This is a genomic window from Bradyrhizobium sp. T-1 (assembly GCF_053592855.1).
Window position 1 is genome coordinate 4,370,774 of record NZ_CM132115.1, and the last position, 26,082, is coordinate 4,396,855.

Consider the following 26,082-nt stretch of genomic DNA (forward strand, 5'->3'; position numbering starts at 1 on the left):
CTTCGTTCATCTCGCCACTCACTTCGCCGCCCGCACCTCGACGGATCCGGTGCCGGTGCGGCCGTAACGCGAGGGATTGTACATGTCCTCGACATAGGCCTGCGGCAGCACATATTTGCCGGGCGAGACCACGCGCACGACATAGGCGACAGTGAACACCGCCTTGGAATCCGAGGCGCGATCCACGGCCGCCGTGAAGCGGTCATCGCGGAACTCGGTATTCTCCGGCTCCGCACCGTCCTCGATCCAGTCCAGCGTGCCGCTATCGCCCGACGAGACCAGCTTCGGGTTGTCGATCTCCAGACCTGCCGGCAGATGGTCGGACACCATGATGTGCGCGTACTCGGGCTTCGCTTCCGTGACCTTCAACACCACAGCGAAGCGATCGTTCTGCTTGACCTTGCTGATATCGGCGGCCTTGCCGTCGAGCGTGAAATAGTTCCGCTCGATCTTGAAGCCGTTCGACGCGGCCGGCTCCGGCGTGACCGGCGAGCCGGAGACCGAGACCACCGCCTGGATCGGCGCATCGCCGGTGTTGGTGATCTTCAGTGGCTTGCCGCTCAGCGTGTCCGCCTTGTAGCTGCGGTAGAGCGCGGTCTTGATCGGCTGGCCGTCGACCTCTATCGAGAGGTTCTCCTTGGCGAGCGCCCGCGCGGCCAGCACCAACCATGCATTCTCCTGCGTGGAGGTGTAGGGCGTGAGGCCGCGCGCGGTCTCGACCCGTGCGACGGCCTGCGTCAGCGTCGCCTTCGGCGCATTGCCCTCGCTGGCAAGCGAGACGAGAGCTGCGGCATCGCGCAGCTGCGAGCCGTAGTCGGCGCGGCCGAACTCCAGCACCGGCTTAGGCGCGAGGCTGTCGAGCGCGGCGCCATAGACCCGCTCGGCGCGATTGCGGTCACCGACCAGCGCCAGCGCCGCCGCGAGCTGCGACTTCGCGATTGGGGTCGCGAGGTTGTTCAGCTTGGTATCGGCGAGATAACGGAGGTCGCCGATCGGCGCGGCGCCGTTGCGGGCGAGCACGTAGAGGCCGTAAGCGAGATCGCGGCCGCCGTCCTTTTCCGGCTCATTGCCGTTGACGACGGAGTTTCGGATACGGTCGAGCGCGTTCTTGAACAGGATGTCCGGCACCACAAAACCCTTTTCGCGGGCGCGGGTGAGGAAATCCGTCACATAGGCATCGAGCCAAGCATCGTCCCCACCCGCCGACCACAGGCCGAACGAGCCGTTCGAGCCCTGACGGGCCAAGAGCCGCTCGATGGCGTCGCGTATGCGCTGGTCGACCTCGGTGTCCATGGCGAGGTGCGCTCCGGCCGCGAGGTCGTTGACGTAGAGCAGCGGCATGGCGCGGCTCGTGATCTGCTCCGAGCAGCCATAAGGATAGCGATCGAGCGCCTTGAGGATCGTCGCGGCATCAAGCGCGGTCGACAAGCTCGCCGACACCGAGACGCTGCCGGTACCCGGCACGAGGTCGGAGAACATGTCCGAGGTCAGCGTCAGGCTCTCGCCTTTCGCCAGGGTGCGGATCGAGCGCCGCGCCAGCACCTGCGTCGCCGCCTTGACGTCGAAGGCATAGTGACGCGCGAGCGCCAAACCGTTCGGTCCCTTGATGTCGACGTCGAGGGTCGCCTGTCCCGCCGCGGTTGCGTCGAGCGCGAGCGAGAACGAGTTGCGCTGCTTGGCGGCGAGCTTGACCGTGGTGGCGGGATTGCCGGTCATCTTCACCGGCCCGCCCGTCTTCGCATTGATGACGTAGTCGCCGGCCTGCCCCTCGACATTGTCGATCTCGAGATTGACCGTGCCGTGGTCGCCATTGAGCAGAAAGCGCGGCAGGGTCGTGGTCAGCACCACGGGGTCGCGGATCACGACATCGGTGTTGGCGCGGCCAAGCTTGGTCGCGGTCCACGCCACCGCCATCACGCGCGCGGTGCCGGCGAACTCCGGAATGTCGAAGCTGACCTCGGCGCTGCCGTCGGCGCCGACCGTGACGATGCCCGAATACAGCGCGAGCGGCTTCTGTGCGGGCGGCGAGCCCTGCAGCTCGGCCGCACCGGCGTCACCGCCTGACTTGATCTGGCCGCGCGTACCCGACATGCCGTCGATCAACTGCCCATAGAGATCGCGGATCTCCGCGCTCAATTGGCGCTGGCCGAGATAGTAATCATCCGGTGCCGGCGGCTTGTAATTTGTGAGGTTGAGGATGCCGACATCGACCGCAGCGATGACCACCTTGGCGTCCTCGCCCGGATTGAGCCCGTCGAGCTTGACCGGGATCTTCAGCGTCGCATTCGGTCGGATCAGCGCCGGCGGCGATAGTTCGACCTGGAGCGTGCGGACCTGCTTGTCGATACCGAACCATTTCAGGCCGATGGCACGACCCGGCATGCGCTGGGCCGCCGCGTCGAGCGGACGGCGCAGCGTCGCTACCACATAGGCGCCGGTGCCCCAGTCCTTGCCGACCGGGAGCTTCACCTGCGCGGTGCCTTCCTTGACGTCGATGGTCTGCGTCGTCAGCAGGCGGTCGCCGACCACGTTGACGGTGAGCTTGCCGGCGGAGCGGACGTTGACCGACACGGTCATGGTGTCGCCGGAAGCGTATTGCGGCTTGTCGATCGAGGTCTCCAGCAGGTCCGGCGTGTCGGCGCTGCCGTCGGAATACCAGCCGACGTCGAACTGCACCGAGGTCACCGGGCCGTCGGCGTCGTTCGACTTCACGTCGAGCCGGTAGCGGCCGGGGCGCGGTGCCAACGAGATGCGGGACGGCTTGTCGGCCGCGATGGTGACGTCACCGTCGGCGACGCGCGAGGTCGATTTGACCGGCTCGTACTCCCAGTAATTATTCTGGCGATACCATTGGTAGCGCGACTCCATCTTCAGGAGCTCGTAGCGGAGGCCGTCGCGGGGAAGCGTCTTGCCCTCGGGCGAGACGAACACGACGTCGAACTCGGCCTTGTCGCCTTCCGCGACGTTCTTGTCGCCGAAGAGCGGTTTGATCCCGATCAGGGCCGTCGCAGGCGCGACCGGCAGCACCAGCTTGCGCTCGACGGCGCGGCCGCCGGTCTCGACCATGCGGACGAAGATCTGCGCTTCCTGCGGACGGGTCGAGGCCGGTTGCTTCTCCAGCGTCACCGGGAAAGTCGCAACGCCATTGGCGTCGGCCTCGGGCAGGTTCTCAAGTGGCGTGCGCTCGTTCGAGGTGGTTTCCTCGTCGGCAACGCCGAACTGGTAGCCGGCAAAGCCCGGACGCTCGGCAGCCGGCGCGATCAGAATGTCGCCCTCGAGCTGGAGGCCGGAGGCTGGCGCGCCATAGAGGAAATGGCCGTCCGCCTTAAGTTCCACAGGAGCGTTAGCTTTGATCAGCTTGTCCTTGGCGGACAAGTCGAATTCGATCCGGTCTGGAACGTAATCCTCGACCATGAACGTGGTCTCACCGATCGAAGACCCCTTCGGATCGGTGAAGGCACGCACCCGCCACGTGCCGGTCGGAACGGCCGAGTTGAGCGGCACGGCGAGCGTGCGGCCGCCGGCGCCCTGATCGGCGAGCACAGCGCGGCGGAATTCGACGCCGTCGGGACGTTCGATCACCATCGTCAGCGGACCGCCGGTGACGGCATTGCCCTGCCCGTCGCGCAGCAGCGCGGTCAGGTAGACGGTCTCGCTGGAGCGATAGACGCCGCGCTCGGCATAGACGAAGGCGTCCGCGCCCGGCGGCACCGTACGGCCCGCGACGCCGCGGTCGCTGAGGTCAAAGGCCGAGGTCTTGAGGCTGAGGAAGGCGTAGTCCGCCTTCTCGCCGGTGACCGTCAGCATCGCCGGCGACAGGCCCCCCTCGCCGCGCGCCAGCCCCGCTTCGAACAGCACGTGGCCGGCATCATCGGTCTTGCGCGTCGCCAAAATCTCGTTGTTGCGGGCGACCAGCCGCACTTCGGCCTTACCGACCGGATCGGTCGAGGCCAGCGAGTTGACGAAGACATGGATGCCGTCATTGCCGGAATAGGCGGTGACGCCGAGATCGGAAACGATGAACCATTGGGTGGCGAGCTGGTAATCATCGTCGCTGCCCGGGCCCTTGGCCGCAGCCGTCATCACATAGACGCCGGGCTGGAGTTCACCCAGCGCCTGGTCGACCGGAAACGCGGTGATGACATCCTGGTTCAGGCTCATCGCGGTCGCGAGCTCGCCGGACCAGACTTTTACGCCACGCTCGTTGCCGAGATCGCTGAGCTGGTACTTGGACAGCGTCTTCTGGAAGTCGCTGTCGACCACCGTGTTGATCAGGTTGCGGTCGCCGATGCGGAAGACATTGATGTTCACCGCGGGGGTATTGACGCTGACCACGGGAATGCCGCGCTGGCCGGTCCGTGGCAGCACGTAGGCGCGGCTGGTGAAGCGCACGAACGGCTTGCGGTCGCGCACATAGATGTTGAACTCGGCCGATTTCGGCAGACCTTCCTTCACGGTCGACGGCAGGCCGGCGCGCAGATTGACGTTGTAGCGCTCGCCGTGCTTCAGCCCATCGACGCAGAGCTGCTTGCCCTCGGCCGACAGCGCCGGCTTGTCCTGGCCGGCAAGCGCCAGGAACGATGCGAAGTCGGTGCGCTTGGCGAGCTCCTCCGAGAACTGGAAGCAGGCGCGCGGACTCGCCGAATCCGAGTCCACGGTATAGTCGAGCAGCCGGAAACCGTGCTCGTCGCGCAGCTTCTCGTAATTGCCGCGGACGTCGGCGACCTCGCGCATGTCGAGCGACAGCCTCAGCGAATCCAGCGCCGGCCGCCACAGCTTGCGTTCGGCGAGCGACTTGCCGAGCACGGCGAGCGCATCCGCCTCCTCGCCCGCGTTGCCAGCGCGCTGGTAGGCGATATAGGCGGCGGTCGAGGCGCGCTCCAGCAGGAAGGTCTGCTCGCTCGAGCTCTTCGGGGTGATCTGGAAGATGACTTTTGCGAGCCGCAGCCAGTTACCGGCGTCCTCGGGCGTGGTGGCGGCGATCTGGCCGAGCACCGAGAGCCCGGTGCGGTAATCGTTCCGCCGGAAGGCGGCGTCGGCGTCCGTCTTCAGCGTCGCGTTGGTCTTGGCGACCGGCCCCGCCTCGCTCTTGATCTGGGCTTCCAGCTTGATGGCGGAATCAGCGAGATCGTCGCGCTTGAACGCCTTGTCAGCGGCGTGTGCAGCGCTCAGGCCAAGCGCCAACGTGGCGCAGAAGGTGACGGCGCGAACCAGACCGATCATGAATGGACTCCCGGAAAACGCGGACGATCGCCGCGGCGGCGATAAAGTGCGCGGAAAGGTGACAGACTCAAGGCGATGGAACCAGAGGTGCAAAACGTCGCATTCGCCATGGCGAGGCAGGCCCAGAGGAGACCGATCGCGCTATCGCCGCGCACGCCGTCCTGAGGCGCAGCAATACCGGACCGGTCGGCCGGCGGCCGTGTCCCGGAAGCTAGCCAGCGCTGCCGGCGACGTGATCCGTCGTCCAGTTCGCTGCCGCTCAACCCGGCACCCTGACACTCCACCGTTCCGCTTTGTCGCTCCGGGGGCGAAAACGGTTCGGTTCAGGCTTGGCGAAAGACCAGATTTTTCATATTGGCATGTGATATGAACAGCCGGCTCCCAAACCGGGGCGGTTCAGGACGGTCCCGTAGCTCAACTGGATAGAGCATCAGATTTCTACTCTGAGGGTTGCAGGTTCGATTCCTGCCGGGATCGCCAAGCCTGATTCTTGCGGACGTGTGCCGGCGTTCATCATTAACGCGCCACGCGCCGTTCATTGCCAACCTGTGGTCTTTCACGAACGCGTGGGTTGGCCTACTCCGGCCTTTGAACCGAGCGGACCCGCCCTATCTATGCGCGGCGGGCAAATTGCTCGCGATTAAGGACTGTCGATGCCACGAGCCGAATTAACCAGAATGGGAATCGCCTTTGCGGTGGCGATCGCCGCAATGTCGTTCCTGGCGCTCGATGCAATCGTGGACGTCAACTCCAGTGTGATCGCAAAGCGCATCGAGACGGCGCAGGCCTCGATTGTTGATGTCGCCAAGAGCCATCATCAGCTCGCCTGGGCCGTTCAAGCCTGGACGCATCGAGGCCATCAGAAAGAGCCTTCGGCAATCGAATGATTCTGGTCGCGTGACGATCAGAGCCGGCATTGATTCGACGTCCACCACTCGGCAATCGCCGCTGCAAGATCGTTCCACAATTTCGTCGGCAAATCCGGGACCGTGACCCGGACGTTGTACTGATCCGTGGTCGCATCGTGGGACCATTCGGTGGCGGCGAAGTCGAAACCAAAGCTGCCGGCGTGACGGATGGGATATCCCTTCCGGCTCAGATCGCGGCTCATGGCCTCCGCGGCTTGCCGCGCGCTGGCCTCATCACGGGAACGGCGGGTGCGGAGCGTGACGTAGAGGCCGTGGGTGAAGTGGAGCTCGGCCGCGAGCGAGGCAAGCTCACGCGCGAAAATCGAGGCCGCATCGCGGCCGTTGCGCAGGATGGCTGAGACCCGCGCCTTCGTTAATGCCCAGTAGGCTTCGCTTCCCACATAGGGCGGAAAGTGCGCCGGCAACGCCGCGCTACCCAGGAGCCGGACCGCATTGCGGGTTTCCGCGGCAAGCCGTTCGAGGATCGCGCGGCCTGCCTCGGCGCCCTGCTCGCACCAGCCGACGAAGACCGTAGAACCGAGCCTTCCATATTCCGCACCGAGAGAATCCAGCTTGTTATGGCTTCGCACCATCACGACCGGAATCTTGCATCGCCGGGCCCAGCGCAGCACGCGCCGGATGCGACCCGACCGGCCGGCAAAGCAGGTCGTGTCGAACACCAGCAGATCGAGCGCAGAACCGTCACAGTGCAGGGCTTCCTCGAACACTCTGGCAGAGACACATGAATCCAGCAGCAAAATCCGGGGCACTCCGGCCCGTGCGGGCGCCTCAGGCAACGGCAGCGTCAGCTGAACGAGTCGCAGGTTTGGGACAAAGCGCTCGATCAGCTCCAACGTCTCGCCGTAAGAGCCAGGCAGCACCAGAATATCGGCCTTGGCGACCTTCGGCGCGAAAGCCACCAGCAGCGTTGAGATCGCGGCCATGCCGGAGGCGGCATAGATCGTCTCGCTGGCACAGCCGGGCTCGAGTTCGTAGAACGAAGGGCCGCTGACACGAAGATCCGCGCGCTGATAATCGTAGCTGAATACGAACGGCCCGCTCGCAGGGCTGGCTGACGCCGACCACGCCGTCTCCGTTGCCTTCCAGTCATGCACCGCATGCTCCGCCCGCAACATGGCGGTGAGCTGGAATTTGGTCCGGATCACCTCATCCACCGATCGCGGACGAGGCAGGCGCCGTGGGCTCATCAGGCAATCGTTGAGCAGCCCGATCTCCCTGTGCTTCCGCTCCAGATAGGCCTCAATGGTCACCATGCGCGTCTTGCTGCAACGACCGGAAAGCTTCCATCGTCCTTCAACGCCTGCCGCGTGCCGGAGGTCCAAACATCGGATTGCGCGCGCGTTGCAACGAAGCTGCATCTGCGCCGTTGATCGACCACAAGGAGGACTGCATGTCGGAAATCAGGGCACACATGAAGATCATCGGCAAGGACGGCGCGCATGTCGGCACGGTCGATCGCGTCGAGGGACATCGCATCAAGCTGACCCGCAACGACAGCCCGGAAGGTCACAAGGATCATCATCACTATATCGACACGACATATGTTGGCGCAGTCGAGGGCGATGTCGTCAAGCTTTCGGTGAATGCCGACGTCGTCCCGAAGACGGAAGCCGCCTGATGCAGAAGCCCCTTCGGGGGCCTTTTGTTTGTTCACGATCCGACTCCGCTTCGTTCCTCCAGCACGAATCGAGACAGCGAAATCGGCACGCCAACGATTCTTAACGCCGCGTTTCCGCAGCTTGAATTGAGCAGGCGTCGAGCGGCACGATCACAGGCCGCAACCGATACGCATCGATCGCCGCGTTCGACAGCAACAATCTGCGCCGCTCTCCGCGGATCATCATGCGGTCGATCCTGTTCAGGATGAAGCGGGCGGAATCCTCATGCTCGCCCGTGAGCAGACCGGATTGATCGAGATATTTCCAGGCGATCTCGAAAGACTGTGCGCGCAATTCAAGGTCTGTCATGGCCGACCAACGTCGGCCGGGACCAGGTGTTCCTATTCCGAGATTCAATGAAGCGAAGTTACAAGCCCGCTGTGGCGAGCGGCGATCGACAAAGTGCGAAGCTCGCGTGGAACGCAGACGCGACCCGCATGTTGTCGACGATGAAATCTGGTGGTGCCGACCGGCCAGCCCCGGTCGGCTTTGAAGGGCCCCGTGCTCGTCCCCCCGAGCGCGGGGCTTTCTCATGGCCTGTGACGAGGCCGAACTGGGTGAATTTTTGTTGAACGAAGATTAGTCCCTGCGCTCGTCTTCGCGACGATCGCGGGCGAGCTGATGCCAGGCCAGAGCCAGCTCGATGAGTCGTTGCCGGTCGGGGCCTTCTGACGCCGCGGCGCGCTTCATCGCCGCCTCGGCTTCATGCTGTGGATCGTACTTCGTACACATGAGGCCAAGTTTAGCCGGCCGATATGGACAAGTGCGTGGCAATTTCGTCCGTATGATTGCGGTGGACAAAAGTCGCACCATCGAGCGCATTCCGCACGATGTTACCGCGATGAATTTTGTCCGGGACTGACGCGATGACCTGCCCTTGTCAGTTTTCGTATTTTCCTCATTGCGTGAGGTAACGGCGCTTGCCGGACCGTCGGCGTATGCGACCCCGGTTGCAGCGCCTTCAACGCAAATGAGGCGGGCATCGGGCCCGCCTCATTCATGTTGGACTGCGCGCGAGGAGCTCAGTAGCAGGCGCGCGGATCGGCCTGCACATATTGGCCGCTCGGATAGCGGTAATAGCAATTGCCCTGGGCGAGATAATAACCGGGGCGCGACGCAGCTGTGGCGCCTGCGATCGCGCCGGTCGCCCCGCCGATCACGGCGCCTGCCGCCGCGCCCGTGGCGTTGCCGGAAAGCAAGCCGCCGAGCACACCGCCGACGATGGCCCCGCCGAGCGCGCTCGCGCCGGGATCCGCGGGCGGCGGTGGAGGCTGCGGCGGTTCATAGGCGACCGGCGGACCCGGCGGCGCATAGGCCACCGGCACGTCGTCGATATAGTCTTCCGAAATATAGGCAGGCGGTCCGTCCATCCGCTGCGGATAGTAGTACCAGACGCCGCCGACATCCCACCACCAGCCGGAGCGGCCGTTGTGGACCTCGTGGCGCCAACGTCCGCCGTCCCAGGCAAGATTGCCGCGATAGGCGTGTCCACCCCAGTCGCGCGCCGGCGCAGGGCCGCGTGCCATGTAGCGGCCGGATCCGGGCGGTGGGCCGCCCGCATTACGCGGTCCTGGACCGTGCGGGCCGGGGTTTGCGCCCGGAACCACGTGGGCTTGCCCGCCGGGCTGAGGTCCAGGGCGCACGGCCTGCTGTGGCGGAGCAGCCTTACGCATGTTCTGATTGGCCGGGGGCGGCGCGCCTGCGCCCTGCGCGGGTGGCTGGCCAAAACCCTTCGGCTGCCCGGCATCCTGCGCGTGCGCTGACAACGCCAGCAACGACATGGCCGAAACCATGGGAATGATGATCTTGATGCGGCTGGACGCACTCATTCGTGCCTACCCCCTACTTTCAGAAATTGCCGTGGTCCACGCGCGATAGATGATTCGGATCGCTCATGGCTGATGCCGGCGGACTATGACTGACCTGCCAAGGCGGCTTATCGAAATTGACCCGCCAACCCGGCTCTGTCCCGTTACAAATGATTAAGATCACGGCATTTTTTCGTCCGGAGGCCACCCGCCAGACCGTCTAGCGGGCCGGCTCGATCACATTGCAATTGCTCCGCCCCGACATCAGGCAGTCCTGCATCTTGCTGGCAGCCGTGAGGTCACGGGCGAGCCACAAGCCGACGCCGAGGATGACGGCGGCGATGATCAACCCCGCGATAGCGCCGCGGCGACTGTCGCCGGATTGGGCCCTTGGCGAAGTGTTCGGCTTCGAAGCGTTGGGCTTCTCGGTGGGGTCGGGCTTGGACATGAGAACCTTGTCGCTCGGTGAGGCCCTTTATCACCTCTGCGACGGCGCGTCACATCCTGCTCGGCGCCTCGCCGCTCAGCCCTTGGTCCGCCTCAGCGCCTCCTTGCGCGACGTCTCGACCGCAGGGATTGCCTCCTGCACGCGCGGCGCGCAGCTGGTTAGAATGAACGCGGTCTGGGTGCACTCCCAGGCAGCCCCCAGAACGGTGCTTTCCATGGGTTGCGGACGGGCGGCCAACAGCACCGCACCCGCTACCGCCGCTGCTGCGATGGTGATTGCAAGGGCTTTCAGGCTCAGCCGGAAATAGATCATGCCCGTGCTCCGTCTCGTATCGGGCGGACGCTAGGCGCCGCCGCTGGGTGCCCTTATGAGAGGCATCACAATTCGGCAGTTTTTCCGGGCTACGAAGGATCGGCTGGGTAAGCGATTTTCGTTGACCTGATCGGCTGCGATTATGGGTGGCTTCACGGCGCGCGGCGATGTACACGCTTCTGCGTCGCGTGGCGCCTGCTTGTGCCCAGCCGACGTACCAACAGACGCTGATGTAGGATCGAAAGCGAGGAAGACAAGGCTCGTCGATGAGTGGATTCAGGGAACCAGGATTCTCCGACCGGCAAAAAGCCGCGCAGGAAGCACGCAAAAATCTTTTGAACAAGTTCAAGTCGCAGCCGGGACATGACGATCCCGCCGTTGCGGCGCGACGCGCCGAGCGCGAAGCACTCGCGGCCAAGCGCGCCGAAGCAAAGGCCATGCGCGAGGCGGAAAAGGCCGAGCAGAAGCGTCTCGCGGAAGAAGCTGCAGCGGCCGAAGCCGTGCGGATCGCGCGCGAAGCAGAAGAAGCGATTGCCAAGCAGGCTGAGTTGGAAGCCGAGCAGAAGGCCAAGCGCGACGCCCGCTACGCCGCCCGCAAGGCCAAGCGCAAGTAGCGTCCGCCAGTCACGTTCAATTGAATTTGAATTGAAGCATCAATTCCGGGGCGGCCGATCTGACCGCCCCGGAATTTTGACGTCCGAATGCATTTGAGAACGCGCGTCTGCCTTTCGCAAACGCTGCGACGACGCAGAAGATCAGTTCTTCTTCATCATCCCGTCGTCTTTCTTCATGCCATCCTTCGACATCGTGTCCTTTTTCATGCCGTCGTCCTTGGACATGGTGTCCTTCTTCATGCCGTCCTTGGACATCGTGTCCTTCTTCATCATGCCGTCATCCTTGCCCATCTTGTCCTGGGCGAAGGCGGCCGGCGACAGCGCCAGGCCAAGCGAGAGAGCGGCAGCCGAGACGCCGAGCACGATGCGGGTGCGAATGGTCATGAGAAATATTCCCTTCGAGATGGTGTTTGTCAGCGACTTGTGCCGCTACACATTCTCGACGGATCAATGCGCGTGCTTGTTACGCGAGGTTGCAGATTTTTTCGCAAGGCATCGGGCTGCCTGCGCGATCGTCGCCTGACGCACGGCGTTGGAGATGGGGCATGTGAGGCGCGCTGTGTGCAGCGCAGCAAGGCCAACACTTGCCGCGGCGTTCCGTCTCGAACTATCAGACTAGAGAACTCGGGGTCGAAGACCGGCTAGGATGGGCCATCGCGCCGGTCTCATGACCCACCCAGACCACGCCAAGCAAGAACCGTCCTAAGAACCGTCCAAGGGGATCCACCATGTTCACGCGCCGCCATCTGCTCGCGACCGCCGTCGCCGCACCCGCCATTCTCCGCTTCGGCATTGGCACCGCGCATGCCGCAACCACGCTCAAGATCTCGCACCAATTCCCCGGCGGCACCATCGACAAGGGCGATTTTCGCGACCGGCTCTGCCGCATGTTCGCCGCCGAAGTCGCTAAGCGCAGCAATGGCGACATCGCCGCCGAAATCTATCCGAACTCCTCGCTGATCAAGACCAACGCGCAGTTCTCCGCAATGCGCAAGGGCGCGCTCGACATCTCGCTGTATCCGATGCCCTATGCCGGCGGCGAATTGCCCGAGACCAATATCGGACTGATGCCCGGCCTCGTCACCACCTACGACCAGGGCATGCGCTGGAAGAAGGAGCCGGTCGGCAAGGCGCTGACCGACTTCCTGGCCGACAAGGGCATCATCCTCTTAAGCTGGGTGTGGCAGGCCGGCGGCGTCGCCAGCCGCTCCAAGGCCATCGTCGCCCCTGAAGACGCCAAAGGCCTGAAGGTGCGCGGCGGCTCGCGCGAGATGGACATGGTGCTGCAGACTGCCGGCGCCTCGGTGCTGTCGGTGCCCTCGAACGAAATCTACGCGGCGATGCAGACCGGCGCCTGCGACGCCGGCATCACCTCCTCCACCAGCCTGATCTCGTTCCGCCTCGAAGAGGTCGCGAAGTCGCTCACCTCGGGCGCCGGCGCCTCCTACTGGTTCATGCTCGAGCCGCTGATGATGTCGAAGGCAATCTTCGACAAGCTGCCGAAGAACCAGCAGGACATCCTGGTCGCTGTCGGCGCAGAGCTCGAAGCCTTCGGCCGCAAGGGCGCGCAGGATGACGATGTCGAGGTCGCCAAGGTCTACGAGAAGGCCGGCGCGAAAGTCTCGGCGCTCGATGCCGCCACCGTCGGCAAGTGGCGCGACATCGCCCGCGACACCGCGTGGAAGGATTACGGCGCCAAGACCGCGACCGCCGCGAATCTGCTCAAGCTCGCCTCCGACGTCGCTGCATGAGCCACGGTCCGCTCGGGGATCGTGAGGACATGGCGAGCGCGACCGCAAGGACCGGCCTTGCGGCGGCGGCTGATCGCGGCCTCGCCATCCTCAACCGCATCATCGTCGTGTTCGCCGCGCTGGCTCTGGTCGCCGCCTGCGCCATCCTGAGCTACAGCGTGCTCAGCCGCGCCTTGTTCAAGGCCGCCAATTACTGGCAGGACGAGGCCGCCGTGTTCCTGCTGGTTGGCGCCACCTTCATGACGGCGGGCTACGTGCAGCAGAACCGCGGCCATATCGGCATCGAGGCCTTCGTTGGCCTCTTGTCGCCGCTGGCGAACAGGATCCGGCTCTGGTTCGTCGACGCCGTGACGTTCCTGTTCTGCGCGTTCTTCACCTGGAAGTCGTGGACGCTGGCGCATGAAGCCTATGTCGACGGCCAGGTCTCGAACTCGATGTGGTCGCCGCCGCTCGCCATTCCCTATTCCCTGATGGCGCTCGGCATGAGCCTGCTCTGCGTCCAGATCCTCGTGCAGCTGGCGCTGCCTTTCGCGGGAACCAGGCGTCCATGAGCGTCTTCGGTATCGGTATCGCTTATGGGGTCGCGACGCTGCTCGTGATGTTTTCGGGCATGCCGATCGCATTCGCGCTCGGTGCGGTCGCGGTCGTGTTCATGGGCATCTACATGCCCTCAGCGTCGCTCGATACGGTGACGCAGAACGTCTATGAGGAGATGGCGTCCATCACGCTGCTGTCGATCCCGCTATTCATCCTGAAGGGTGCCGCGATCGGCAAATCGCGCGCCGGTCAGGATCTCTATTCGGCGCTGCATGCCTGGCTGCACCGCGTGCCCGGCGGGCTTGGCGTCGCCAACGTCTTTGCCTGCGCACTGTTCGCGGCGATGGCGGGCTCGAGCCCAGCGACTTGCTCGGCGATCGGCTCGGCCGGCATCCCCGAGATGCGCAAGCGCGGCTATTCCGGCGGCTTCGCCGCAGGCATCATCGCCGCCGGCGGCACGCTCGGCATTCTGCTGCCGCCCTCGATCACCATGATCCTGTTTGCGGTCGCCGCCGAGAAATCGCTGGGACGCTTGTTCCTCGCCGGCATCGGCCCGGGCCTGCTGCTGGTCTCGCTGTTCGGCGGCTATGCCGTGATCCGCTTTCGCCAGGAATATGCGGCGGCCGAAGCGGCCTACAAGAAAGGTAGCCCTGAATCGGCGATCCTGGCCCGCGACGAATATACGCTTGCCGAACGCTTCAGCGTGCTGCCGCGCGTGATCCCCTTCGTGCTGCTGCTCACCGGCGTGATGGCGGCGCTCTATGGCGGCTATGCCACGCCCTCGGAGACCGCCGGCCTCGGCGGATTGCTGGCGCTGGGGCTGATCGCGGCGATCTACGGCGTGTGGCGGCCGGGCGACCTCGCGCCCATCATGAAATCGACGATCCGGGAATCGACCATGCTGATGATGATCATCGGCATGTCGCTGCTGTATTCCTACGTGATGAGCTATCTGCACATCTCCCAATCGGCGGCCGAATCCGTCGTCGCGATGCATCTGCCGCGCTGGGGGCTACTGTTTGCGATCCTCGTCATGGTCGTCGTGCTCGGCTTCTTCCTGCCGCCGGTCTCGATCATTCTCATGACTGCGCCGATCATCCTGCCGCCGCTCCGCGCCGCCAATTTCGACATCATCTGGTTCGGCGTGGTGATGACCATCGTGATGGAGATGGGGCTGATCCATCCACCCGTCGGCCTCAACATCTTCGTCATCCGCAACGTCGCGCCCGACATTTCGCTCAGCGAAGTGATCTGGGGCACGCTGCCCTTCGTGCTCTTGATGATGGGCGCGGTGCTGCTGCTCTGCTTCGTGCCGGAGATCTCGACCTGGCTGCCCGACCTGGTGATGGGGCCGGATGGGAGCAGATGACGCTGCAAGGGTGGGCAAAGGCGCGTAGCGCCATGCCTGGCCCGCTTCGTCCTCGCGCTCAGCACAGTGCGCCGTCCAGACCTGCAAGAACCTCCCGGGCGCGCTTGATTGAGAAATCACGTGCCGCCCGATCGAAGGCGGCCGGGTTTCCCCGCATCATGTAACCGTGACGCACCCCGGGGAAGATGTGCACTTCGACGTTCGCCATGCGCGCCGCCACGTCACGATATGCCTCCAGCACCTCGACCGGCGCGCGATTGTCCTGGTCGCCCCAGATGAGACAGACTTGCTCGCGAACGCCGACGAGCTCGTGAAGATAATCCAGCATCTGGGATCCGTGGCAGCAGATGCCGGCGGCGTAGCCAAGTCGCTTCGGTCCGAGGATCGCGTACGGACCGCCGTAGCAAAACCCCATGACCGCTGCCTGTCCATTGAACTGCGGGAGTGTGCCGAGATGTCTCAGCGTGTCGGCCATGTCGGCCTCGCCGACCCTGATTTGCTCGAGACGCGGCTGCGAACGCTGGGCGGCACGCTGGTCGTCCCGTGAAAGCGGGCCGGCAATCGAACGCCAAAACAGATCGGGTACTGCGACTATAACTCCATATGTCGCAAGCTCCTCTGCGATCGCGCGCATGTCGGCATCCACACCATGAATGGCGGAAGCAAGCACGACCGCGGCAACCGGCTTTTCAGCCTCGGGCGTGACGAGATAGCAATCGAACTCACCGCCGCCTTTCGCGCGAATCCTTCTTGTCCTTCCAGGCATGACGGAGCCGTCCCTTCGTTTCGAGACGAAGCTGTGACCATCTCGGACTTCGCCGCGCTACTCCTGCTTGATTTTCGCGAGGCTTATCACTTTGGCCCACTTCTCGGTTTCACTGGCCATGAGCTTGCCGAAGTCGGCCGGCGAACCACCAAGTCCCGCGGCATCGAGACTAGCGAGGTGCGCTTTGAACCCGGAATCGGCCAGCGCAGCGTTGATCTCCATATTGAGCCTGTCGATAATTTCGACCGGCGTGCCCTTCGGCGCGCCGATGCCGAACACCGAGCTCGCCTCATAGCCGGGCACGAACTCGCCGATGGCCGGCAGATCCGGCAATGCTTCGGACCGTGCCGCTGTCGTTATCCCGAGCGCGCGCAGCTTGCCGCTGTTGATATAGCCGATCGACGGCGCCAGGTTCACGAACACCACCTGTACCTGCCCGCCGAGCAGATCGGTGATCGCGGGCGCCACGCCCCGATAAGGCACATGCTGAATATCCAGCCCGCCGGCCTCCAGCTTGAACAGTTCGGCGGCGATGTGGGTGATCCCACCTACTCCGCCCGAACCATAGGAGAGTTTTCCCGGGTTCGCCTTGGCGTAGGCGATGAACTCCGCAATGGTGTTGGCGGGAACCGATGGGTGGATCACCATCACCAGGGCGCCGCGCGACAGACCTCCAACCGGCGCAATATCCCGCAGGAAATTGAAATCGAGCTTTCGATAGAGCGTGGCATTGATCGCATTCGGCGAACCGACCAACAGGAGAGCGTAACCGTCCGGAGGCGCGCGCACGACTGCATCGGTGGCGATATTGCTCCCGGCGCCGGGGCGGTTCTCGATAACAAACGGCTGGCCGAGCCGCTCCGAACACCATTGCCCGATCAGGCGCGCGAGGATGTCATTTGGCCCGCCCGCGGCAAAACCAACCATGATGCGGACCGGCCGCGACGGGAAAGTCTCCGCCCAAGCCAAGCGGGAAAGCAGAGGGGGCGCAGCCACGGCCGCCGCAAGACGCAGAAATCGACGTCGGGAGGGAGGCATAAGCTTTGCTCCGTCGAACCCGCACTCGCGCCGGCTCTCCTCAGCGGCGGAGGATAGTTGATGCCGTCATAAGCACATAAGGCTATTATCTGATGGGATCATATCAGAACGGAAATGGGTGCCCTCATGCAGATGAGCGATCGCATCGGGAAACGAATGAAGCTGCAGGACCTGCATGTGCTCATGGCAGTGGTGCAGGCCGGTAGCATGGGCAAGGCGGCGCTCATGCTCAATACCACCCAGCCCAATATTTCGAGATCGATCGGGGAGCTCGAGCGTGCGTTTGGCGTCCGCTTGCTCGATCGCCACCAACGGGGAATCGAACCGACCGAGTGCGGGCGGGCCCTGCTCGATTGCGGAGCCGCCGTCTTCGACGAGCTCCGCCAGGGCGTGAAGAGCATCGAATTTCTGGCCGACCCCACGGCTGGAGAAGTACGGATTGGAAGCACGGCCTTTCTGGCGGCGAGCTTCGTTTGCGCTCTCATAGATCGGCTCTCCCGGCGTCATCCGCGGATCAAATTCCAGCTCGTGACCGGCTATATAGAGGCCCTGCACCGCGACCTGAGCGAGCGCAAGGTCGATCTGCTGATCGTGCGCAGCACCGGCGAGCTTGCCGACGATCGGCTGCGTTTCGAATTTCTTTTCGAAGACCGCTACGTCGTGGTCGCAGGTGCGAAGAATCGATGGGTCCGGCGCCGCAAGATCCAAATTCCCGAGTTGGCCGACGAATCCTGGGTGCTGCCACCGCGCGAGAGCGTCATTGGATCAATCGTATGGGAAGCGTTTCGAGCCGCCGGGCTTGATTACCCCCACGCGACAGTCGTGACCGATTCCCCGCACATGCGAGTCAGCCTGTTGACGACAGGCCGCTTCATCACGATCTTCCCCGCCTCGGCGCTGAGATTTCTTGCCAGGAAGTCCGCCCTCAGGGTCCTGCCCGTCGATCTACCCAAAGCCCGCCGGCCAAACGGGATCGTCACGCTCAAGGATCGCGCCCTCAGCCCTGTTGCCCAACTGACCATCGACAGTGCTCGTGGGCTTGCAAAACCGATGGCGAAGCCAAAATCACCTGGGCATGTCCGCAACTGACGCATCGTATCATCTGCTGAGCGCGCAAAAGCGCTTGCCATCGAAGCGAAACGTACCTGATCGAACTCACGAACTCGGCCCCTGGGAATCCGACTGCTTCTTCTTCCGCGCCACGCCTTCGAGGTGAACGCGGCGCACCTCGTCCCGGCGTGCCCGCTCCTTACGCCGGCAGGAATGGCACATCGTCGCCGTCGTGAACAGGCTGCCTTTGGCGGTCTCGTACCACCATTTCTGCTGCTCGGCCGTCCACGTCTCGGCTTTTCGGCACGCCTTGCAAGTGAAATCGACCGGTACATACCAGCCGCGCTCGACAAATGCAGGAACGCTATAGCTGTTGCCCGCCGAGCCGAGCTTGGTCGTATCCACGGGCACTTCGCCGCGCGAACCGACGCTTCGCAAGAATTCTAACCGCGCTTTTCTCGCGGCCTGCGCAGCCAGGATCGTTTCTTTTTCCCGCTTTGCGGCCTTGCGCGCGGCGATCTCGGATCGCTTCTGCTTGTTGCTCTTCATCCTGAGCAATCCAGCCCATTAGGTGGTTAAGGTAGCGAAGCCTACCTGCTTACTCCTAAGTCGCGCGGCGCTTCTTCGCGTTCAACGCAGAGGCCACACGGCTCACGGGCGGCTTGCCCAGTACGCAACTCATTTCATTTGTCGCCGCCAGCAGCTTCTCCATATCGACACCGGTCCTGATGCCCATGCCTTCGAGCATGTAGACGACATCCTCGGTCGCCACATTGCCCGTGGCGCCCGGCGCATAGGGACAACCGCCGAGCCCTCCAGCGGCCGCGTCGATCACGCGGACGCCCTCCTCTAGGCCGGCATACAGATTGGCCAGCGCCTGCCCATAGGTGTCGTGGAAATGCATCGCGAGCTTTGCAGGCGAGATGTTGCCAGCTACCGCGCGCAACATGCCCTTCGCCTTGGCCGGCGTGCCGACGCCGATGGTGTCACCGAGCGAGATTTCGTAGCAGCCGAGCTCCCACAGCGTATCGGCCAGATCGGCGACCGCCTTCGGCTTGATCTCGCCGTCGAACGGACAGCCGAGCACGCAGGAAATATAGCCGCGCACCTTCACGCCGTCGGCCTTGGCGCGCGCCAGCACCGGCTTGAACCGCTCGATGGACTCCGCGACCGTACAATTGATGTTGGCGCGCGAAAAGCCTTCCGAGGCCGCCGCGAACACGGAGACCACCTTGGCGCCGGCGGCTCGGGCCGCGTCATAGCCCTTCTCGTTCGGCACCAGCACGTGGAACTCGGCGCCCTTGACGTGACTGACGCCGCGCAGCACGGCATCGGAGCTCGCCATTTGCGGGATCGCCTTGGGCGAGACGAACGCACCGACCTCGACGGTATCGAGGCCGGCGGCGACCAGTGCCTCGATGAAGGCGATGCGGGCCTCCACACTGACAGGCATCTTCTCGTTCTGCAGACCGTCGCGCGGCCCCATTTCAACGATGCGGACGGGATCGCTCATGTCACTCTCCCGACGGCTCGACCACGGCGAGCTCGATGCCTTCCTGCACGATGTCGCCGACCTTGCACTTGATCGACTTCAGCACGCCGGCATAGGGCGCCCGCAGCGTCTGCTCCATCTTCATCACTTCCAGCGTGAGGATCGGCGCGCCCTTGTCGAGCTTGGCGCCCTCCTCGGCCAGCACAGCGACGACTGTGCCCGGCAAGGGGGCCGCGATCTTGTCGGCGCCCGTCTGCTCCTCGGTCTCACCGCCAAATGGATCGACCCAGTGCAGGTCGAAGCGGCCATTGCGCGTGCGCAGATATAGTTCGTGGCCATCGATCACGGCGGCGACGAATGACTTGACGCCATCCAGAGTCAGATCGAAGCCGCCCTCCTTCGGCGCAATCGTGAACGCCAGCTCGCGCTCGCCGATCACGAGCGTCGACGGCCCGCTGCCGTAGTTGAGCGTGATCTTCTGCTCCGGCCCATGACCAGCACCATGACCAACACCATGGCCGACGCGGAAGGCAAAGCTGCGCTGGCGGCGGCCGACCGGCTGCCAGCCAAAGGTGTGCCACGGCGAATTCAACGGCGAATTCGTGTCGCCTTGCGCGGCTCGCCGTTCGTCGTTGACGATCGCGGCCACTGCAGCGGAGAACTCCAGCTCGCCGGGGGCCGCCGCCGTCGAGGTCAACGCCGCCAACTCACGCTCGATGAAGCCGGTGTCGATCGCATTCGCCCGCACCTTGGGATGCGTGATCAGCGCCGACAGGAACGGGATATTGGTGACGATCCCGCGGACGTCGGAGTCCTCCAGCCCGCGGTTGAGCCGGTCGATCGCGACTTCCCGCGTCGGCGCCCACGCGATCATCTTGGCCAGCATGGCGTCGTAGTACGGCGAGACGGTATCCCCCTCGCTGTAGCCGGCATCGATGCGCAAGCCCCCGGTCTCCTCCGCCGGCAACCGCCAGGTCGAGATCCTGCCGACCGACGGCATGAAGTTCTTGGTCGGGTTTTCGGCGTACACACGCGCCTCCACCGCATGGCCGTGGAGCTTGATCTCGTCCTGCTTCAGCGGCAGCGCTTCGCCGAACGCGACGCGCAGCTGCCATTCGACGAGGTCGACCCCGGTGATCAGCTCGGTCACGGGGTGCTCGACCTGGAGACGCGTGTTCATCTCGATGAAGAATACGTCCTTGCCGTCGGAGACGAACTCGATCGTGCCTGCGCCGACATAGTTCACCGCGCCTGCCGCCTTTCGCGCCGCGGCGCAGACCGTCTCGCGCTGGGCGGCATTGAGCGACGGTGACGGCGCCTCCTCGATCACCTTCTGGTGGCGGCGCTGCAACGTGCATTCGCGCTCGAACAGCGACAGCAGATTGCCATGGCTGTCGCCGATGATCTGCACTTCGATGTGGCGGGGATTGTCGACATATTTTTCGATCAGCATGCGGTCGTCGCCGAACGCAGCCTTGGCCTCGCGCTTGGCGCTGACGATCGCGGGCGCGAGCTCAGCCGCCGAGCGCACGATGCGCATGCCGCGGCCACCACCGCCGGCGGACGCCTTCACCAGGATCGGAAAGCCGATTTTGTCGGCGGCTTTCGCCAGCGTCGCATCGTCCTGGGCCTCGCCATGATAGCCGGGCACCAGCGGCACGCCGGCCTTCTCCATCAGCGCTTTCGAGCCGGACTTCGAGCCCATAGCCGTCATCATCTCGGCGGTCGGGCCGACGAAGACGAGGCCCGCGTCGAGACAGGCTTGCGCGAACTCGGCATTTTCCGACAGGAAGCCGTAGCCGGGATGCACGGCCTCGGCGCCGGTCTTGCGGGCGGCCTCGATCAGCCGCTCGACATTGAGATAGCTGTCGCGGGCCCGCGACGGCCCGAGCAGCACGGCCTCATCCGCAAGTGCGACATGCATCGCGTCGCGATCTGCCTCGGAATAGACGGCGACCGTGCGCAGGCCCATTGCGCGCGCGGTGCGGATGACGCGGCAGGCAATCTCGCCCCGGTTGGCGATCAGGAGCGTGCGAAAACGACGGTAGAGCTTTGAACGGTCCATCGCATCACATCCTGAACAGGCCGAATTTCGTCGGTTCGATCGGCGCATTCGACGCCGCCGAGAGGCCGAGGCCGAGCACGAGCCGCGTGTCGGCCGGGTCGATCACGCCGTCGTCCCAGAGGCGTGCGGTCGCGTAATAGGGATGCCCCTGGCTCTCATATTGCGCGCGGATGGGCTCGCGGAATTTATCTTCGGCCTCCTTCGACCAACTATCGCCCTTGGCCTCGATATTGTCGCGTCGGACCTGGCTCAGCACCATCGAGGCCTGCTCGCCGCCCATCACCGAGATGCGCGCGTTCGGCCACATCCAGAGGAAGCGCGGTGAATAGGCGCGCCCGCACATGCCGTAATTGCCGGCGCCGTAAGAACCGCCGATCACGACTGTGAATTTCGGCACCGAGGCGGTTGCGACCGCGGTCACCAGCTTGGCGCCGTCGCGCGCGATACCGCCGGCCTCGTATTTCTTGCCGACCATGAAGCCGGTGATGTTCTGCAAGAACACCAGGGGAATGCCACGCTGGCAGCACAGCTCGATGAAATGCGCGCCCTTCAGCGAGCTCTCACTGAATAGAATGCCGTTGTTGGCGATGATGCCGACCGGATAGCCCCAGATATGGGCGAAGCCGCACACGAGCGTCGTGCCATAGAGCTTCTTGAACTCGTCGAATTCGGAGCCATCGACGACGCGCGCGATGATGTCGCGCACATCGAAGGGCTTGCGGCCGTCAACCGGCACAACGCCGTAAATTTCCTCTGCCGCGAACAGCGGATCGCGTGGCGGATGCATGTTGAGGTTCGGCCGCGCGGAAGGCTTCAGCGTGCCGACGATGCGCCGCGCAATCCCGATCGCATGCGCATCATTCTGGGCGTAGTGATCGGTCACACCCGATTGCCGCGAGTGCACGTCGGCGCCGCCGAGCTCCTCGGCGCTCACGACCTCGCCGGTCGCGGCCTTCACCAGCGGCGGGCCGCCGAGAAAGATGGTGCCCTGATTGCGCACGATGATGCTCTCGTCCGACATGGCCGGCACATAGGCGCCGCCGGCGGTGCAGGAGCCCATCACGATCGCGATCTGCGGAATGCCTTGGGAGGACATCTGCGCCTGGTTGTAGAAGATGCGGCCGAAATGCCGCTCGTCCGGAAAGATCTCGTCCTGCAGCGGCAGGAAGGCGCCGCCGGAATCGACCATGTAGACGCAAGGCAGATTGTTCTGCCGCGCAATGTCCTGCGCACGTAGATGCTTCTTCACGGTCATCGGATAATAGGTGCCGCCCTTGATGGTGGCGTCGTTGGCGACGATCACACATTCGCGGCCCGAGATCCGCCCGACGCCCGTGACGATGCTCGCCGAATGCACGTCGCCGCCATAGAGCCCGTGGGCCGCGAGCGGCGACAGCTCCAGGAACGACGTCCCGGGATCGACCAGGAGGTCGACGCGTTCGCGCGCCAGCATCTTGCCGCGCGATGTATGGCGGTTGCGCGAGGCCTCGCCGCCGCCGCCGGCGACTTGGGCGAGCTTCTCGCGCAAATCGGCGACGAGCGCACGCATGGAATCGGAATTGCGCGCAAAATCTGATGACGATGGATCGATGCTGGAATGGAGCGGCATTGAGGTCCCGCGTTGCCTTGTGAGGTGGTTGCGTGGAAGGTTTAGGCCGTTTCCGCCATCAGCTCGCGACCGATCAGCATGCGGCGGACCTCGGACGTCCCCGCGCCGATCTCGTAGAGCTTGGCGTCGCGCCAGAGCCGGCCGACCGGAAACTCGGATGTATAGCCGACGCCGCCCAGCGCCTGGATCGCCTCGCCGGCCATCCATGTCGCCTTCTCCGCGGAATAGAGAATCGCGGCCGCCGCATCCTTGCGTAAGCTGCGGGCGTGATCGGCGTGGTCGCAGGCGCGGCCCACGGCATAGACATAGGCGCGCGTGGCCTGCCAGGTCGCATACATGTCGGCGAGCTTGCCCTGCATCAGCTGGAAGTCGCCGATCGGCTGGCCGAACTGCTTGCGCTCGTGCATGTAGGGCACCACGGCGTCCATGCAGGCCGCCATGATGCCGAGCGGGCCGCCCGACAGCACCGCGCGCTCATAGTCGAGGCCGGACATCAGCACCTTGACGCCCTCGCCCACCTTGCCCATCACGTTCTCCTCCGGCACCTCGCAGTCGTCGAAGAACAGCGGATAGGTATTGGAGCCGCGCATGCCGAGCTTGTCGAGATGCTGGCCGTGGGTGAAACCCTTGAAACCTTTTTCGACCAGGAACGCGGTCATGCCGCGTGGGCCGGCTTCGGGATCGGTCTTGGCGTAGACCACCAGCACGTCGGCGTCGCCGCCATTGGTGATCCACATCTTGGAGCCGTTCAGCACGTAGCGGTCGCCGCGCTTGTCGGCGCGCAGCTTCATCGAGACGACGTCGGAGCCGGCGCCGGGCTCCGACATTGCGAGCGCACCGACATACTCGCCGGAGATCAGCTTGGGCAGATAGCGCTGGCGCTGCGCGTCATTGCCGTTGCGTCGGATCTGGTTGACGCAGAGGTTGGAATGGGCGCCGTAGGACAGCCCGATCGCAGCCGAGCCGCGCGAGATCTCCTCCATGGCGACGACATGGGCCAGATAGCCCATGTTGGAGCCGCCATATTGCTCCGGCGCGGTCATGCCGAGCAGGCCGAGGTCGCCAAAGCGCTTCCATAAGTCGGCCGGGAACAGATTGGCCTTCTCGACCTCAGCTGCACGCGGGGCCACCTCTGCTTCCACAAAGGCGCGCACGGTGTCGCGCAGCATGCCGATGTCTTCGCCCAGATCGAAGTCGATGCTCGGGATGTTCACGGCGATTCCTTCCAATTTCTTGCAAAGCTCTTTGTCTGCCCGAACCTACCCCCGGCCGGGCGCCGCGGCGGTCGAAAAGGTTGCATTTTCCGCCAAGTTTGGCGAGGATTTTCCAAAGGACTTTTCGATGCCCCCTCAAGCCGCGACCGCCCCGCCTCGCCGCGCCATGACGCCCGCCGCCTTTGTGCGCGGCGTGGTCGCGGCCTACGCCCGCTATGGACGGGATCCGGCCGAGGCGCTGAGCAAGGGGCAGGTTCTCCTGGACCTCGTCGAATCCAGGGATGGGCGCGTGACGGCCGCCCAGTTCGAGGCGCTGGCTGGCCATGCCATGCGCGAGCTCGACGACGAGGCGCTCGGCTGGTTCTCGCGCCGGCTTCCTTTCGGCACCTACGGCATGTTGTGCCGTGCCTCGATCACCGCGCCCACGCTCGAGGTCGCGCTGAAACGCTGGTGCCGGCATCATCGCCTGCTGACCGAGGACGTGCTGTTCGAGCTCTCGGTCACTGAGGAAACCGCGACCATCTCGATCCGCGAGCAGCACGAGCTTGGCGCATTGCGGGAGTTCTGCCTCGTCACCCTGCTCCGCTACGTGCTCGGCTTCTCCTGCTGGGCGATCGATTCCACCATCGCCCTGCGCGCGGCGGAATTTCCCTACGCCGAGCCCGGGCACGTCTCGGTCTATCCGACCATCTTCTGCAAGACCGTTCGCTTCGGCGCAGGCCGCGCCAGCATCGTCTTTGACAGGCATTATCTCTCGCTGCCGCTGACCCGCAGTGCGGCCGATCTCGACAGCATGCTCAAGGGCGCCCTGCGCCTGACCGTGCTGCCCTATCGGCCCTATCGCCGCGACCGGCTCCTGGTCGAGCGTGTCCGGCGCGTGCTGCGCGCGGCACGCGGGCGTATTCCGGGCGCCGATGATGTCGCAAGCGAGCTTGCGCTTTCCACCCGCACGATGCACCGCCGCCTGCGCGAGGAGGCAACCTCGCTGCGCGACCTCAAGGAGGAAGCAAAGCTCGAGCTCGCCAAGCAGGAGCTGATGCGCGGCCGGACCCCGATCAAGCGAATCGCGGAGATCGCGGGCTTCCGCAACGAGAAGAGTTTTTCCCGTGCCTTCCGCATCTGGACCGGCGCCAGCCCTCGCGAGTTTCGCGGCCGGTACCGCTGAAGGACTGTCGTCGCTGTCGTCATGGATTTGCGGCCAACGACGGACTACCTGCCGCGCGCGGCTCCTATCCAGCCGGCGCCACTGCCGCGATCTCCTGCACTGGCAGCGGCACGTCCTTCGCAACTCCCAGCACCGGAAAGCTGCGCACGTTCTTCACATTGGGCATGGCTGCGAAATGCAGAAGCTGCTGGCGCATGCTCTCGACGCTCGGCGCGACGCATCGGAGCAGATAGTCGGTGTCGCCTGAAATCCGCCAGCACTGCTGGATGCGCGGGATGACAGCGATCGAGCCCTCGAAGGCCTCCAGCACCGGCTGGGCCTGGCTGCCAAGCTGGATCGAGACGAACGACACCACCTCGTAGCCGAGCAGACGCTCGTCGATGACGGCGCGCACCGCGCGGATCACGCCGCGGCTGAACAGCGATTTGAGCCGCCGCAGGCAGTTCGGGGCGGACACGCCAACCCGCAGCGCCAGCTCGTTGTTGCGAACCCGCCCGTCCTGCTGCAGCTCCGAAAGTATCCTCAGATCGACGCCGTCGAGCTGGTCACGCCCGGCCATCCCCTACCCTCGTCATGGTCTCCCGTCACGCGGACCAGCGAAGCACGCGGCGGAAGGGGTGCCAAGGGCTCTCCGGAAGGATGCTCGAAGCGCAGCCCGTCAATGCGTCCAGGGTTCGCCGCGCCGGAACGAGAAATTGTCCGCATACGCGACCTGGCGGTGCAGCGATTCCTTCGGCTCGATCACCTGGTAGGCGATGCCCTTGCGCTCGCAATAGGCGACCGCCTCGTCCTTGGTGTGGAAGCGCAGCGTGATCTGCTGCTTCATGTCGCCCGACGAGGTCCAGCCCATCAGCGGTTCGACCGCACGCGGCTGCTCCGGCTCGTAATCGAGCTGCCATTCCTTGGTCTTGGACCGGCCGGATTGCATCGCGTTCTTGGCGGGCTTGAAAATGCGTGCGGTCATTGGCGGTCCGGCCTCTTCGTCTTTCGTTCGATTTTAATGCGTCACGGTAGCGATTGGTGGAAACCGCGGA

At 64.5% G+C, this 26,082-nt stretch carries 24 protein-coding genes and 1 tRNA gene; 9 read left to right on the forward strand and 16 right to left on the reverse strand.

Translation table 11 applies throughout. The features are described from left to right. Positions 1–18: 18 nt before the first annotated feature. Entirely contained in the window at positions 19–5,223 is a 5,205-nt protein-coding gene (locus ACWAT4_RS21020; protein ID WP_449727935.1) for an alpha-2-macroglobulin family protein, read from the reverse strand. Between the two features lie 403 nt (positions 5,224–5,626). Here ACWAT4_RS21020 and ACWAT4_RS21025 point away from each other — a divergent pair. Continuing rightward, positions 5,627–5,703: transfer RNA gene (locus ACWAT4_RS21025), tRNA-Arg, on the forward strand. 197 nt (positions 5,704–5,900) lie between these two features. Beyond that, positions 5,901–6,110, forward strand: a complete 210-nt coding sequence (locus tag ACWAT4_RS21030) for a hypothetical protein (protein ID WP_249149153.1) — start codon at positions 5,901–5,903, stop codon at positions 6,108–6,110. A gap of 17 nt (positions 6,111–6,127) precedes the next feature. Here the strand turns inward: ACWAT4_RS21030 and ACWAT4_RS21035 are convergent, their stop codons facing one another. Next, positions 6,128–7,405 carry a hypothetical protein gene (locus ACWAT4_RS21035; protein ID WP_449727936.1) on the reverse strand — a complete coding sequence of 426 codons (1,278 nt, stop codon included), beginning with the start codon at positions 7,403–7,405 and terminating at the stop codon, positions 6,128–6,130. Positions 7,406–7,542: 137 nt separating this feature from the next. Here ACWAT4_RS21035 and ACWAT4_RS21040 point away from each other — a divergent pair, with 137 nt between their 5' ends. Then, a complete protein-coding gene (locus tag ACWAT4_RS21040) occupies positions 7,543–7,770 on the forward strand; it encodes a DUF2171 domain-containing protein (RefSeq protein WP_449727937.1) in 228 nt (75 codons plus the stop codon). Between the two features lie 100 nt (positions 7,771–7,870). Here the strand turns inward: ACWAT4_RS21040 and ACWAT4_RS21045 are convergent, their stop codons facing one another. From ACWAT4_RS21045 to ACWAT4_RS21060, 4 genes are all read right to left on the reverse strand, one after another. Next, positions 7,871–8,119: a hypothetical protein gene (locus tag ACWAT4_RS21045; protein ID WP_212427398.1), complete on the reverse strand. Its 249-nt coding sequence runs from the start codon at positions 8,117–8,119 to the stop codon at positions 7,871–7,873. Positions 8,120–8,832: 713 nt separating this feature from the next. Further along, complete coding sequence (locus ACWAT4_RS21050) at positions 8,833–9,639, reverse strand: hypothetical protein (RefSeq protein ID WP_212303718.1); 807 nt, start codon at positions 9,637–9,639, stop codon at positions 8,833–8,835. Between the two features lie 199 nt (positions 9,640–9,838). Then, entirely contained in the window at positions 9,839–10,066 is a 228-nt protein-coding gene (locus tag ACWAT4_RS21055; RefSeq protein WP_212303719.1) for a hypothetical protein, read from the reverse strand. Positions 10,067–10,141: 75 nt separating this feature from the next. After that, a complete protein-coding gene (locus ACWAT4_RS21060; protein WP_212303720.1) occupies positions 10,142–10,378 on the reverse strand; it encodes a hypothetical protein in 237 nt (78 codons plus the stop codon). A gap of 266 nt (positions 10,379–10,644) precedes the next feature. Here ACWAT4_RS21060 and ACWAT4_RS21065 point away from each other — a divergent pair, with 266 nt between their 5' ends. After that, positions 10,645–10,992, forward strand: a complete 348-nt coding sequence (locus tag ACWAT4_RS21065; protein ID WP_212303721.1) for a DUF6481 family protein — start codon at positions 10,645–10,647, stop codon at positions 10,990–10,992. A 141-nt stretch (positions 10,993–11,133) separates the two neighbouring features. Here ACWAT4_RS21065 and ACWAT4_RS21070 read toward each other — a convergent pair whose 3' ends face one another. After that, the gene (locus ACWAT4_RS21070; protein WP_045007240.1) at positions 11,134–11,376 is read right to left on the reverse strand and encodes a pentapeptide MXKDX repeat protein; all 243 of its coding nucleotides are present in this window, start codon (positions 11,374–11,376) and stop codon (positions 11,134–11,136) included. Between the two features lie 344 nt (positions 11,377–11,720). Here ACWAT4_RS21070 and ACWAT4_RS21075 point away from each other — a divergent pair, with 344 nt between their 5' ends. The 3 genes from ACWAT4_RS21075 to ACWAT4_RS21085 are packed head-to-tail and all read left to right on the forward strand — an operon-like array spanning position 11,721 to position 14,649. Then, positions 11,721–12,743, forward strand: coding sequence for a TRAP transporter substrate-binding protein (locus ACWAT4_RS21075; RefSeq protein ID WP_212303722.1), 1,023 nt, complete (start codon positions 11,721–11,723; stop codon positions 12,741–12,743). After that, a complete protein-coding gene (locus tag ACWAT4_RS21080; RefSeq protein WP_449727938.1) occupies positions 12,740–13,294 on the forward strand; it encodes a TRAP transporter small permease in 555 nt (184 codons plus the stop codon). The genes ACWAT4_RS21075 and ACWAT4_RS21080 overlap by 4 nt, the downstream gene beginning before the upstream one ends. Beyond that, positions 13,291–14,649 (forward strand): TRAP transporter large permease, encoded by a 1,359-nt coding sequence (locus ACWAT4_RS21085; protein ID WP_212445618.1) that lies wholly within the window; start codon positions 13,291–13,293, stop codon positions 14,647–14,649. Before ACWAT4_RS21080 ends, ACWAT4_RS21085 begins: the two co-directional genes overlap by 4 nt. A 58-nt stretch (positions 14,650–14,707) precedes the next feature. On the opposite strand, the gene ACWAT4_RS21090 is transcribed toward ACWAT4_RS21085, so the two are convergent. After that, entirely contained in the window at positions 14,708–15,415 is a 708-nt protein-coding gene (locus tag ACWAT4_RS21090; protein ID WP_449727939.1) for a dienelactone hydrolase family protein, read from the reverse strand. Between the two features lie 57 nt (positions 15,416–15,472). After that, positions 15,473–16,453, reverse strand: coding sequence for a tripartite tricarboxylate transporter substrate binding protein (locus tag ACWAT4_RS21095; protein ID WP_212303726.1), 981 nt, complete (start codon positions 16,451–16,453; stop codon positions 15,473–15,475). Between the two features lie 126 nt (positions 16,454–16,579). Here ACWAT4_RS21095 and ACWAT4_RS21100 point away from each other — a divergent pair, with 126 nt between their 5' ends. Then, positions 16,580–17,542 carry a LysR family transcriptional regulator gene (locus tag ACWAT4_RS21100; protein ID WP_449727941.1) on the forward strand — a complete coding sequence of 321 codons (963 nt, stop codon included), beginning with the start codon at positions 16,580–16,582 and terminating at the stop codon, positions 17,540–17,542. A gap of 66 nt (positions 17,543–17,608) precedes the next feature. Here ACWAT4_RS21100 and ACWAT4_RS21105 read toward each other — a convergent pair whose 3' ends face one another. From ACWAT4_RS21105 to ACWAT4_RS21125, 5 genes are read right to left on the reverse strand one after another with little or no spacing between them, the layout of a single operon-like run. Next, positions 17,609–18,052, reverse strand: coding sequence for a zinc-ribbon domain containing protein (locus ACWAT4_RS21105; RefSeq protein ID WP_449727942.1), 444 nt, complete (start codon positions 18,050–18,052; stop codon positions 17,609–17,611). A 55-nt stretch (positions 18,053–18,107) separates the two neighbouring features. Beyond that, positions 18,108–19,016 (reverse strand): hydroxymethylglutaryl-CoA lyase, encoded by a 909-nt coding sequence (locus tag ACWAT4_RS21110; RefSeq protein ID WP_449727943.1) that lies wholly within the window; start codon positions 19,014–19,016, stop codon positions 18,108–18,110. A 1-nt stretch (position 19,017) separates the two neighbouring features. Next, a complete protein-coding gene (locus tag ACWAT4_RS21115) occupies positions 19,018–21,060 on the reverse strand; it encodes an acetyl/propionyl/methylcrotonyl-CoA carboxylase subunit alpha (RefSeq protein ID WP_449727944.1) in 2,043 nt (680 codons plus the stop codon). Positions 21,061–21,064: 4 nt separating this feature from the next. Next, positions 21,065–22,669 carry a carboxyl transferase domain-containing protein gene (locus ACWAT4_RS21120; RefSeq protein WP_449727945.1) on the reverse strand — a complete coding sequence of 535 codons (1,605 nt, stop codon included), beginning with the start codon at positions 22,667–22,669 and terminating at the stop codon, positions 21,065–21,067. Between the two features lie 41 nt (positions 22,670–22,710). Further along, positions 22,711–23,838, reverse strand: a complete 1,128-nt coding sequence (locus ACWAT4_RS21125) for an isovaleryl-CoA dehydrogenase (protein WP_249149170.1) — start codon at positions 23,836–23,838, stop codon at positions 22,711–22,713. A 172-nt stretch (positions 23,839–24,010) separates the two neighbouring features. Between ACWAT4_RS21125 and ACWAT4_RS21130 the strand changes: the two genes are divergently transcribed. Beyond that, on the forward strand, positions 24,011–25,048 hold the full coding sequence (locus ACWAT4_RS21130; RefSeq protein ID WP_212303733.1) for an AraC family transcriptional regulator: 1,038 nt from the start codon (positions 24,011–24,013) through the stop codon (positions 25,046–25,048). A 64-nt stretch (positions 25,049–25,112) separates the two neighbouring features. On the opposite strand, the gene ACWAT4_RS21135 is transcribed toward ACWAT4_RS21130, so the two are convergent. Beyond that, positions 25,113–25,607, reverse strand: a complete 495-nt coding sequence (locus ACWAT4_RS21135) for an Lrp/AsnC family transcriptional regulator (RefSeq protein ID WP_212303734.1) — start codon at positions 25,605–25,607, stop codon at positions 25,113–25,115. Positions 25,608–25,706: 99 nt separating this feature from the next. Continuing rightward, a complete protein-coding gene (locus ACWAT4_RS21140; RefSeq protein ID WP_057754809.1) occupies positions 25,707–26,012 on the reverse strand; it encodes an ETC complex I subunit in 306 nt (101 codons plus the stop codon). Between the last annotated feature and the right edge of the window lie 70 nt (positions 26,013–26,082).